Source organism: Asaia astilbis JCM 15831, assembly GCF_000613845.1.
In the GTDB taxonomy this organism is placed as follows: domain Bacteria; phylum Pseudomonadota; class Alphaproteobacteria; order Acetobacterales; family Acetobacteraceae; genus Asaia; species Asaia astilbis.
The window spans coordinates 148,176-159,118 of the sequence record NZ_BAJT01000003.1 but is presented as its reverse complement, the minus strand read 5'-3'; the positions used below and the strand labels follow the sequence as shown (position 1 = coordinate 159,118).

The 10,943-nt window shown below is 57.9% G+C and carries 10 protein-coding genes and 2 pseudogenes; 6 read left to right on the top strand and 6 right to left on the bottom strand.

Going from position 1 to position 10,943, the window contains the following annotated elements:
• Positions 1–23: 23 nt before the first annotated feature.
• A pseudogene (gene eno / locus JCM15831_RS16355) lies at positions 24–1,303 on the top strand (phosphopyruvate hydratase).
• Positions 1,304–1,417: 114 nt separating this feature from the next.
• Positions 1,418–1,747, top strand: a complete 330-nt coding sequence (locus JCM15831_RS03415) for an FtsB family cell division protein (protein ID WP_025822725.1) — start codon at positions 1,418–1,420, stop codon at positions 1,745–1,747.
• Positions 1,748–1,881: 134 nt separating this feature from the next.
• On the opposite strand, the gene rpmG is transcribed toward JCM15831_RS03415, so the two are convergent.
• Complete coding sequence (gene rpmG / locus JCM15831_RS03410; RefSeq protein ID WP_023977387.1) at positions 1,882–2,049, bottom strand: 50S ribosomal protein L33; 168 nt, start codon at positions 2,047–2,049, stop codon at positions 1,882–1,884.
• Between the two features lie 236 nt (positions 2,050–2,285).
• On the opposite strand from rpmG, the gene lexA reads away from it, so the two are divergent.
• The gene (gene lexA / locus JCM15831_RS03405) at positions 2,286–3,002 is read left to right on the top strand and encodes a transcriptional repressor LexA (protein WP_025822719.1); all 717 of its coding nucleotides are present in this window, start codon (positions 2,286–2,288) and stop codon (positions 3,000–3,002) included.
• Here the strand turns inward: lexA and JCM15831_RS03400 are convergent.
• On the bottom strand, positions 2,999–4,402 hold the full coding sequence (locus JCM15831_RS03400) for an aminotransferase-like domain-containing protein (RefSeq protein WP_084490532.1): 1,404 nt from the start codon (positions 4,400–4,402) through the stop codon (positions 2,999–3,001). The genes lexA and JCM15831_RS03400 overlap by 4 nt on opposite strands.
• Before the next feature lie 169 nt (positions 4,403–4,571).
• Between JCM15831_RS03400 and JCM15831_RS23605 the strand changes: the two genes are divergently transcribed.
• Together JCM15831_RS23605 and JCM15831_RS23600 are read left to right on the top strand one after the other, a co-directional pair.
• The gene (locus tag JCM15831_RS23605) at positions 4,572–4,970 is read left to right on the top strand and encodes an EamA family transporter (RefSeq protein WP_306301813.1); all 399 of its coding nucleotides are present in this window, start codon (positions 4,572–4,574) and stop codon (positions 4,968–4,970) included.
• 59 nt (positions 4,971–5,029) lie between these two features.
• Positions 5,030–5,434, top strand: coding sequence for an EamA family transporter (locus JCM15831_RS23600; RefSeq protein ID WP_306301812.1), 405 nt, complete (start codon positions 5,030–5,032; stop codon positions 5,432–5,434).
• A 75-nt stretch (positions 5,435–5,509) separates the two neighbouring features.
• On the opposite strand, the gene JCM15831_RS16345 is transcribed toward JCM15831_RS23600, so the two are convergent.
• The 4 genes from JCM15831_RS16345 to JCM15831_RS03375 form a co-directional block, all read right to left on the bottom strand.
• The gene (locus tag JCM15831_RS16345) at positions 5,510–6,040 is read right to left on the bottom strand and encodes a hypothetical protein (RefSeq protein WP_232227970.1); all 531 of its coding nucleotides are present in this window, start codon (positions 6,038–6,040) and stop codon (positions 5,510–5,512) included.
• An 81-nt stretch (positions 6,041–6,121) separates the two neighbouring features.
• Positions 6,122–6,727, bottom strand: coding sequence for a CDP-diacylglycerol--glycerol-3-phosphate 3-phosphatidyltransferase (gene pgsA, locus JCM15831_RS03385; protein WP_025822715.1), 606 nt, complete (start codon positions 6,725–6,727; stop codon positions 6,122–6,124).
• 100 nt (positions 6,728–6,827) lie between these two features.
• The gene (uvrC, locus tag JCM15831_RS16340; protein WP_198024226.1) at positions 6,828–8,699 is read right to left on the bottom strand and encodes an excinuclease ABC subunit UvrC; all 1,872 of its coding nucleotides are present in this window, start codon (positions 8,697–8,699) and stop codon (positions 6,828–6,830) included.
• A gap of 321 nt (positions 8,700–9,020) precedes the next feature.
• Entirely contained in the window at positions 9,021–10,010 is a 990-nt protein-coding gene (locus JCM15831_RS03375) for a dipeptidase (protein WP_025822713.1), read from the bottom strand.
• Positions 10,011–10,088: 78 nt separating this feature from the next.
• Here JCM15831_RS03375 and JCM15831_RS16335 point away from each other — a divergent pair.
• Positions 10,089–10,889 (top strand): annotated as a pseudogene (locus JCM15831_RS16335) (exodeoxyribonuclease III).
• Positions 10,890–10,943 lie beyond the last annotated feature (54 nt).

Below are 10,943 nucleotides of genomic sequence, written 5' to 3'. Positions count from 1 at the left end.
ACGTTCAAACAGGGAGCCCCCAAATGAGCGCCATTATTGATATCATTGCCCGCGAGATTCTGGATAGCCGCGGCAACCCGACTGTCGAAGTCGAGGTCGAACTGTCCTCAGGCGCCAAAGGCCGCGCAGCCGTCCCGTCAGGCGCCTCGACCGGCGCGCACGAAGCCGTCGAACTGCGTGACGGTGACAAATCCCGTTATGGTGGTAAGGGCGTCCTCAAGGCAGCCTCCTTCGCCGAAGGTGAAATCCTCGATGCCCTGCAGGGCGCCGAATCGTCGGACCAGATCGCGATCGACGAAGCGATGATCGAGCTGGACGGCACCCCAAACAAGGCGCGCCTCGGAGCCAACTCCATCCTCGCCGTCTCGCTCGCCACAGCCAAGGCGACGGCGATCGAATTCGATGTGCCTCTGTATCGCTATGTTGGCGGCGTCTTCGCCCACACCTTGCCCGTGCCGATGATGAACATCGTCAATGGCGGCCAGCATGCCGATAACCCCATCGACATCCAGGAATTCATGATTCAGCCGGTCGGCGCGCCGACGATCATGGATGCCGTCCGCATGGGTTCGGAGATCTTCGCTCATCTGAAGAAGAACCTCGCCGCCGCCGGTCACAACACCAATGTCGGTGACGAAGGCGGCTTCGCACCCGGCCTGAAATCGGCTGATGAAGCTCTGGGTTTCATCTCCAAGTCTGTCGAAGGTGCGGGCTACCGCCTCGGTGAAGACGTCACCTTTGCACTCGATTGTGCTGCCACCGAATTCTATCGCGACGGCCGCTACAAAATGGACGGCGAAGGGCGCGACCTCGATTCCGCAGGGATGATCGACTATCTTGCCGATCTCGCTGCGCGTTACCCCATTGTCTCGATCGAAGACGGTCTGGCAGAAGATGACTGGCAGGGCTGGCAGATCTGACCGCGAAGCTGGGCCACAAGCTGCAACTCGTCGGCGATGATCTGTTTGTGACGAACACCGAGCGTCTCGTGCGCGGTATCGAGAGCAACACCGCCAATGCGCTTCTGGTCAAGGTTAACCAGATCGGCACGCTGACGGAAACGCTCCGCGCCATGGAAACCGCCCATCGTGCCGGCTATAAATGCGTCATGAGCCATCGTTCGGGTGAAACCGAAGATTCGATCATCGCCGATCTGGCAGTCGCTACGAATTGCGGCCAGATCAAAACCGGCTCGCTCTCGCGTTCGGACCGTACAGCTAAGTACAACCAGCTCATCCGTATCGAGAATGAGCTTGCCACGGCGGCCCGTTATGCTGGCCGCTCGATCCTGCCGCGCGCATAAAATCAACCCCGGAGACAAGTTTTTCTTGTCTCCGGCCTTTCACGTTATTGTTAAGGAAACTTTTATGGGGTTAGCATCGCTTTAATAGCGCATGCTTGCGTTCATGGAGTTCCCGTGCAGTTTTTTCGAGTTATCCGCCGTGCGGTGCGCGCTGTTGTCCCACCGGCCCTCTTTCTGGCGCTGACTGGCTATTTCGGATGGAACGCCCTTCAGGGCGATCACGGAATGAAAGCCTATCACCAGCAACTCACCCTCATGAGTCAGGCCGTGCAGGCGCAAAAAGACGCCGAAGCCGAGCAAATCGTCTGGAAGCGTCGCATTACCAGCCTGAACGAACGCGCCCTTGACGCCGATATGCTCGATGAACGGTCGAGAGCCATGCTCAATCTGGCGCGTGAAGGCGATACGGTCATTCCGTACGGCCCGCATGAGAAGCTTTACTAAATAATCAACTTCGACCTTCAGGCTACGTCTTCGAAAGTTACACCCGCTGGGTTGTGACTTTCGAACGCGCCTCAGGCAGTAGACATAAAAAAGCGGCCACTAAGGGCCGCTTTTTCTAATCGTTGAAGCCGATCTTACTTGATCTTGGCTTCACGGAACGCAACGTGCTTGCGGACGACTGGGTCGTACTTGCGCACTTCCATCTTGCCTGTCGCAGAACGGGCGTTCTTCTTGGTAACATAGAAATATCCGGTATCCGCGGTCGAGACGAGACGGATCTGGATGACATTGGTCTTAGCCATTGGGTCCTCGCAAACTGATCTGTCGCTGCGCGCGACATGAACGGCAGCGTTTTCAAGCTGGGCGCATAAATGCGGGCATTAGGCGCGCAGGTCAAGTGTTTCTGATGATTCAGTGGATTAATTTTGACGTTCTGGGGAAAAAATCTTGAAGAGATCGAAGCAAGAACTTTATAAGAACATAGTGATTCCGGGCCGCCAAGGTTCCAGATAACCCCGGCCACGGAGAGAGGAAACCCATGCTCACACGCAAGCAACATCAGCTTCTGCTTTACATCGACTCTTATCTGAAGCGGACCGGGTTTTCTCCCTCTTTTGACGAGATGAAGGAGGCGCTCGACCTTCGCTCCAAATCAGGCATCCACCGACTGATTTCTGCGCTTGAGGAACGAGGCTTTCTCCGGCGGCATCATCACCGCGCCCGTGCTCTGGAAATTGTTCGCCTACCGATTACCGAGACGACGCCGGTGACACCCGCGCCGTCTCTTGTCCCGGAAAACGCCGGCTTCCCCCGTCTCGCGCATAGTCAGGAGAGAGCCACTCCTGCGTCTGACACGACCGCGCAAACGCCTGTTGTCGGCGTCCCCCTCTATGGCCGTATTGCTGCAGGACTGCCCATCGAAGCATTCCGAGATCAAGGTGAACAAATCGACGTCCCCGCTGGGCAACTGACCAAGGGTCAGCATTATGCGCTGCACGTCTCTGGGGATTCCATGATTGAGGCGGGTATCCTCGATGGGGATACCGTCATCATCCGACAAGGCGAGACCGCAGAAAACGGCCAGATCGTCGTAGCGCTGGTCGATGATCAAGAAGTCACCCTGAAACGCCTGCGTCAGAAATCCCAGTCGATTGCTCTGGAGCCCGCCAACGCGGCATATGAAACGCAGATCTTCCCGCGAAACCGGGTCAAGATTCAGGGCGTGCTGATCGGCCTTTACCGGCAATACAGCTAGGCGGAATTCCCTCCCCCGTCACCTGCCCTGACTTCAGGTTCGTGACGGGACTGCACGCGTCTCAGCAAATCGATGAAGTGCTCCATGATCAGCGGATCGGTCATGGCAGCCACATTGAACCGCATCAGCCCATCTGCCTTTCCCGAGATGCTGAACACCGCCCCCGGGGCCAGCAGCATCCCTTCTTCGAGCGCCAACCGGGCAAGTACGGTGACATCACATTCCTGCGGCATGGAGCACCAGAGCGTAAAGCCGCCCGTGGGAGTAACCAGTGGTCTTATCCCCAGCGCATCCAGTCGCCCTACGACGTCTTTGCGCGCCTTCGCCAGACGACGATGCAGCTTCTCGAGATGCCGTCGATACGACCCACCTTTCAACACATGCAGCACAACACCGGCTGTCACAGGACTGATGCCTGCAAAGCCTGTCGCGATCTGAAGATCGGCGATCGTGTCGATCAGGCTCGGCTGTGCTGCGACGTACCCGCATCTGAGGGACGCGGAGAGTGTTTTTGAAAATGATCCGACACGGACGACACGCTCGAGACCATCGAGCGGCGCCAGGCTCGCAAATGGTCTGGGCGCCAAATCGGCGAAAATATCATCTTCGATGATTGTCAGATCACAGGCTTGCGCGAGGCCAAGCAGGCGATGTGCTTTCAGCGGGCTCAGGCTGCTACCGACCGGGTTCTGTAGTCCGGAGTTGGTGATATAGAGCCGTGGCGTCTCCTTCCGCAGAAGTTCGTCAAAGACAGTCAGGTCGGGCCCGTCTGCGAGACAGGGCACCCCGATGACCTTGAGCTTATGCACCTCCAGCAATGCCATGAAGTTGAAATAACACGGGTCATCGACGAGCACCGTGTCTCCCGGCCGGAGCAGTGACCGACAGACAAGGTCGACAGCCTGCGTACCTGAACCCGTCAGTAAGATCTGATCGGGCGAGATATGGAATTGCTCGTCTGCCCAACGCCGCGACAGATGCACTCTCAATTCAGGCGACCCCTTTGTCGGGCCATACCCACTCAACGCAGTCGCGTCACTTCGGGACATCACCCGCAACGCCTGGCGCAGCGCATCCTGCGGCATCCAGTCAGGCGGCAACCAGCCGCAGCCAGGTTGCATCACCGCCGGATCGGCTTCAAGCGCCTGACGCGACACCCAAAAAGGATCGATCTCGCATGCCCGTCTGGGTGTGGCGGGGACTTCCATTCGGGCTTTACCCTGCGCGAAATAACCCGAACCCGGCCGCGCAGAAAGAAGACCTTCGGCGACGAGCCGTTCATAGGCTTCGGCGATCGTCGATGGAGAGAACCCATATTGCGTTGCCAGACGGCGAATAGAAGGCAAGCGCTCTCCAGACGCGACATGCCCCGACGCAATCCGCTCACGTATCGAGACCATAACAGTTTCCGTACGAGTTCTCTGACGCATTTCCACCTCGCAACTGTATGGACACTCTGTGCCATACAGTTCGGGTAACCTGTACTGAATTGTACGTGGCCAAGATGAGCTTTCCCCCGCAGGCTTGAGGGATCGAACAGCGAGACCAAGCGTGGGGGAGAACAAGCCAGTGAGGCTATCGAAGGGTTATGTCAGCGGGCTCATCGGCGTTGCGATCTTCAGCGCGTCTCTTCCTGCGACACGCATCGCAGAGAGCGGCTTTCCTCCCGTTTTTCTCACAGCGGCTCGGGCTGTCATTGCTGCGCTCTTGGGGGCGGGTCTTCTTCTCATCCTACGGCAAAAACCACCCAAGCGGGATGCCCTGCTTCCCCTTACGAGTGTGGCATTTGGCGTCGTCATCGGGTTCCCGCTTTTATCGGCTTGTGCTCTTCAACATATGGATACCACCAGAGCTGCATTATGGACCGGTCTTCTTCCTCTCAGCACAGCATGTTTTGTTTTGCTGTGCTTCGGTCCGGTGAGCGTCCTTCTTCTCGCTTCTGGATTTTTTCGCTCTGCGGGGCGGTGACGGTCGCCGCATACACGATAATCGAGACGCAAACGCCGTCATTTGAGGGTGATGGTCTCATGATCGCCGCCATCCTTGCCTGCGGGCTCGGCTATGCAGAAGGCGCAATCTTGTCCCGCCACATTGGCGGCTGGCAGGTGATCTCCTGGGCGCTAATCCTAGCGTCGCCGCTTACGAGCCTGATCGCGTGCGTGACACAGCCAAGCAAATGGCAACTTATCCAACCCAGCGCCTGGATCGCGCTTCTCTATGTCGCTTTCTTCAGCATGATGCTCGGTTTCGTTTTCTGGTATCGCGGGCTTTCACAGGGTGGCATCGCCAGAATAGGAAAATTGCAGCTTCTTCAGCCTTTCGGCGGGCTTGCCCTCTCGGCGCTCCTTCTCGGAGAGACAGTAACACCACTGATGATTGGTGTGGGTTGCATCGTCCTGCTCTGCGTCTTGGGCGCCAAGAACGCGGCCTGAGCGCCGCTTCGGGCCTCTTCTCGGATCGTAGAGCACACACCCGCAATGCTCAATGCGTCGCAGGCTTGTCCTTGGTCACGCGGACCGTGCCATCAGGTCGATATGGGTGCTGGTTCCATCGCCGTTAGGGATAACGATTGTTCCGCTACGGCTGGGCGAGATGTATTTATGCGCGTTATCTTCGACCGAGGACGACAAGGAAGGACGCTGAACGGGATGCACACCGTTGACGACCCCATCATGCTCGCCGATGGACAGCGCGCCCCCATCCCCAAGCTGGGCACCGCTCGCGTCCATCCCCTTCGTCATGGAACCGAAATAGCTATCGGTGTCAGACATGGCGTCGCGCAGGCCGTTGGGCGAGGCCTCTACATCGCGCAGGGTTGGCAAAGGCTGAGGTGCACCGGGCCAGATATTGCCGCTTTCGGGCAGAAGCGGCATCGCCATGTAGGTGTGCCCCTTCACCTTTTCCAGGTTCTCGGACACGCCTTCAGGCATGTTCGGATTGGCACCGGGCAAAGTCGCGGTGTCCTGAAGAGATTTTCCGAGACCGGAACAGCCGCTCAAAACCAGAGGGATCGCTAACAGAGCGGCCTTTCTCATCATATACTCCAAGAATGTCTCAATGGCTCTTCTACTGGGAGCGCGCGTTGGGCGCCAGTCGCAGAGAGTAATTTCCTGGCAATATTAGTGACTAGCCTTCGCCGAGGACCTGTTTGTTTGCGTTCCCATCATTTTAGACAGACCCGTTACGAGATATCCCCAGCCGCTCATCACAGTCGGCACAACCGAAATCCAGAGCATCAAGGCTCCCACGGTCGAGAAGGACACTGCGCCCAGCCCGATCATGCGCGGCATGGCATCCCCTGCGAGAAGACACCCGATCGCGACCATCTGAATCCCTGTCTTCCACTTGGCGAGACGGGTCGAGGGAAGCGTCGCACGCTGGCTGGCCATGAATTCGCGCAGCCCACTGACCATGATCTCGCGGACTAGAATGATGATGGCCGCAAAAAGCGACCCATCACCCAGCCGGCCATAGCCGGCAAGCGCCAGGAGCAAGGCCCCGACAAGAAGCTTATCCGCAATCGGGTCCATCATCCGGCCCAGTTCCGAGCCCTGCTTCCAGCGTCGGGCCAGCATGCCATCGAGATAATCAGTCACGCAGGCAGCAATATAGATCAGGCAAGCCACCCCATCCATCACCGGGCTCGCAAAGGCGATCAGGGCAATCAGCAACGGTATCGACGCGATACGCAGCAGGGTCAGGATATTGGGCAGGTCTGTCAGCATGAATCGTTCCTGGAGCCGCCGGAGGATGTACCGATGCATGAAAAGGAGATCATGCCCCATAATAGGCTGGTATTATCACCAGAGCATAGCCGCACAACGCTCATTGCGGATGAAAAAACGAATAAATTACCCGCGCAATTTCCGAGTTGATCCCGGTGACCGACGTCAGCTCCTCAATGCTCGCGCCCCTAACACCGCGCACAGAGCCGAACCGGTTCAGCAAGGCCCGCTTTCTGACGGCACCGATTCCGGGCACAGAGTCGAGCTCCGAAGTCTTGATCGCCTTGCTTCGTCCGGCACGATGGGTCGTGATGGCAAAACGATGGGCTTCATCGCGAAGCCGCTGCAGATAATAGAGCACGGGATCATTGGGCGGCAGCTGAAACGGCGCCTTCCCTTCCTGAAAGAACCACTCGCGCCCGGCATCACGATCCGGCCCCTTGGCAATGGCAACGATCGCGATGCCACGCACATTCAGCTCTTCGAGCACGGCGCGCACCGCATTGAACTGGCCGAGCCCCCCGTCGATCAGCAGCAAGTCGGGCCAGTCCTGCGGGCGTTCGTCCGGCGCTTGCGGATCACGCTTGCCAAAGCGGCGCTCCATCACCTCACGCATCATGCCGAAATCGTCGCCCGGCGTGACCGGCCCCTTGATCCCAAATTTGCGATAAGCGCGTTTTGTGAAGCCCTCAGGACCAGCCACGACCATCACGCCGTACGCATGCTGCCCCATGATATGCGAATTGTCGTAGGTCTCGATCCGCTGGGGGAGACCGTCCAGATCGAAAACCGACGCAACGCCATCGAGCAACTTGCTCACCCCGGCGCTCTCGGCAAGACGGCGCTCGAGGGCCTCCCGAGCATTGGTCTCGGCATGACGCACAACATCCCGTCGTTCACCGCGCTGAGGCTGCAGCAACTCGACCTTGCGTCCTCTCTTGAGACTGAGAGCCTCGGAGACCAGCTCGAGCTCAGCGGGGTCGCAATTCAGCAGAATCTGCGGCGGCGGCGGCTTGTCATCGTAAAACTGCAGCAGGAAGGCCGTGAGAATGTCTGCGGCCTCATCGTCATCCGCATGCTCCGGAAAAAAGGCTCGATTGCCGTTGTTACGGCTGTTTCGAATGAAGAACACCTGAAGACAGGTTTTCCCTGCCTGCTGCCACAGCGCAACAATGTCGGCATCGCCAATGGACGCCGGGTTGATGATCCCGGAATCCTGCATGCTCGAAAAACCTCGTATGCGATCACGGATTGTCGCCGCACGCTCGAACTCCATCGCCTCGGAGGCTTTTTCCATCTCCTCGACCAGCGCTTGTTGCAGGTCCGTGCTCTTGCCTGAGAGAAACTGCTTCGTCTCGTCTACAAGCGCGGCGTACTCCCCTCGCGTGACGCGTTCAACGCAAGGCGCGGAGCATCGACGGATCTGAAACAGCAGACAGGGCCGTGTACGCGACGAGAGCACAGAGTCGCTGCACGAGCGGAGCAGGAAACTGCGCTGGATGAGATTGAGCGTCTGATTTACTGCCCAGGCCGAGGCAAAGGGCCCCCAATAGGTGGCATCCTTGACGGGCCTGCCACGCTGCTTAGTGATTTGGGGAAACTCATGCCCATCGGTGAGCATGATCCATGGATAGGATTTATCGTCCCGCAGCAGGATATTGAAGCGCGGCTTCATCTTCTTGATGTAGTTCGCTTCGAGCAGCAGCGCCTCCGCTTCGGTGCGGGTCGTGACGATCTCCATGGAGTGCGTCAGCCCCACCATACGCCTCAATCGCTCAGGGAGCTGATTAAGACGTAGATAGGACGACACACGCTTTTTGAGACTCAGTGCCTTGCCGACATAAAGCACCTCCCCCTTGGCGCCGAGCATCCGGTAGACACCAGAGGACAGGGGAATGGTCTTCAACGCCTCACGGATCGCATCGGCCCCAACCTGCAGCGTCGCAGGATCGGCACGCCCGGACCAGGACACGCCCCTTTCCTCCTCGCTCCTCAAGAGCGGCCGCCAGTAGCGCGGCCGAGCGCAACTTCATCCACGGATGATGTGGATAAGTCTGTGGGGCATCCAGTGACAAACCTGTGACAAGCGCAGTTTGGCGCGCTTTGCGTTAGTTTGCCTATTTTTTGGGCAATCAATGATAAGTCATTGAAAAGAAACAATTTTGACAATCCACCAGATGGAAACCATGCCAACACGTTGGAATTACAGGGAGTCAATCCCTGAACAGAAATAAAAGTGGACAAATTTCACCTTCTGCCGTGCGGATCGATCCTGTTTTGTTCGCATTTTTCCTCAGGCCACTTCAGCCTGTGCCAGAACGCGGAGAAAATTCTCTCCCCAGATTGCCGCAACGTCGTGCTCCGCAAAGCCAGCGCGAAGGAGCGCGTCCGTTACTGCCGCTGACGACGCGGCATCCGACCAGCCGATAATCTGCCCGCCGCCATCGAAATCGGAAGAAACTCCGACATGCGCCACACCGATCCGATCGGCAACGTAGCGCACATGGCGCGCCAGATCGTCGACTGACGCCTTTCCTTCAGTTGCCCGCTTCAGGAAGGACGACATCGCCGTGATCTGGATCACTCCCCCTGTGTCGCGCAAACGCAAAAGCTGCTCGTCGTCGAGGTTGCGGGGATGATCGCACAGTGCCCGTGCACAGGAATGGCTCGCGATAATCGGCTGTCGCGAGAGTTCGGCCGCCTGCATCATCGTCGTCTTGGCGGCATGTGAAACGTCGACAAGGATACCCAACGCGTTCATTCGCGCGATTGCCTCACGCCCGAGCGCGGATAAGCCACCATGAAGGCTGGGCTCGTTCCCTAATGCTGGAAGGGGAATTGCCGCATCGGCAAGATCGTTATGTCCATTATGCGTCAGGGTCATGTAACGAACGCCGCTTGCTGCCAGATGGTCAAGCCTTGTGAGATCGCCGCCGAGCGCATGACCGTTTTCAACAGCGGGCACCACTGCGACACGGCCAGCGCTCAGAGCCTCGAGCAGCATGGCAACCCGGGAGCAGACGGCAACGTCGTCGCTCTGCAACCCGTTGATCACGACAAGCATGTCCTGCGCCCGAACCCAGGCTCGTTGACGCTCCTCTGCCTCAAGTCGACCCTGAGGAATATAGGCTGCGAGGCAAACGGCCTTGAGGCCTCCTGCACGAAGCTTGGGCAAATCGACCTGACGGTCTGACGACCCCGCCGCAAAGTCGTTGCGATCGGGCCAGGGGATGTCGATGTGGGAGTCGAGCGTCAGAAGACGGTCATGAATGTCGGATGTCATGAGTGTTTAAATGGTCTATTGCAACGCGGGGGCAAGAGGTCTTCTTGCAGTTCCTGCCATTTTGAGAGGGTCGACGCGATGCGGCTGATGACGTGGAATATCAATTCGTTGCGCCTGAGGCTGCCTCTGTTGCAACGCCTCGTCGAAGAGCAAAGCCCTGATCTCATCTGCCTTCAGGAAACCAAAGTTCCGGACCCGCTTTTTCCGAAGCAGCCTTTGATCGATCTCGGGTATCGGCACCAACATTATCTCGGCATGAAGGGCTATAACGGGGTCGCCATTCTCTCCCGCCACGCAATACGCCCTCTGGAGACGGTTCCGGACTGGTGCGGCAAGAGCGATACGCGCCACGCTGGTGTCATTCTCGACACTGACACCGGACCAGTGACACTGCACGATTTTTATGTACCGCGGGCGGGACGTCCCGGATCCTGCCTTGAATGACAAATTCGCTCATAAGCTGGCGTTTCTGGAAGAAGTCACTTCATGGTTCAGGGAGAACAAACCCAAACGGTCGATTGTGGTGGGCGACCTCAATATCGCACCGCAAGAGCACGACGTATGGAGCCATAAGCAGCTTTCAACTGTCGTCAGCCATACACCGCCGGAAATCGAACGCCTTGAAGCCTGGTTGGGAACGGGGTTTGTGGATGCAATGCGCCTCATCGTCCCGGCGGACGAGAAGCTTTACACATGGTGGTCGTATCGCAATCGCGACTGGAAACTGTCCAATCGGGGGCGACGCTCGATCACATCTGGCTTACGCCGGACCTGACCCCAAGCCTGAGCGGTATGACCGTGCTTAAAGACGTCCGCGACTGGGAGAGCCCTTCAGACCATGTGCCCGTTACGGTCGATCTTGATCTGAACCCAGCCTGACTTCGACGGAAGCCCAACCCGACCTTCCAATAAAAAAAAGTGGATTGTTCCCTT

Coding starts and splice junctions, on each gene's coding strand:
- rpmG (WP_023977387.1), bottom strand. CDS start 2,049: ATGGCTAAGACCAATGTCATCCAGATCCGTCTCGTCTCGACCGCGGAT.
- lexA (WP_025822719.1), top strand. CDS start 2,286: ATGCTCACACGCAAGCAACATCAGCTTCTGCTTTACATCGACTCTTAT.
- JCM15831_RS03400 (WP_084490532.1), bottom strand. CDS start 4,402: ATGGTCTCGATACGTGAGCGGATTGCGTCGGGGCATGTCGCGTCTGGA.
- JCM15831_RS23600 (WP_306301812.1), top strand. CDS start 5,030: ATGATCGCCGCCATCCTTGCCTGCGGGCTCGGCTATGCAGAAGGCGCA.
- JCM15831_RS16345 (WP_232227970.1), bottom strand. CDS start 6,040: ATGATGAGAAAGGCCGCTCTGTTAGCGATCCCTCTGGTTTTGAGCGGC.
- pgsA (WP_025822715.1), bottom strand. CDS start 6,727: ATGCTGACAGACCTGCCCAATATCCTGACCCTGCTGCGTATCGCGTCG.
- JCM15831_RS03375 (WP_025822713.1), bottom strand. CDS start 10,010: ATGACATCCGACATTCATGACCGTCTTCTGACGCTCGACTCCCACATC.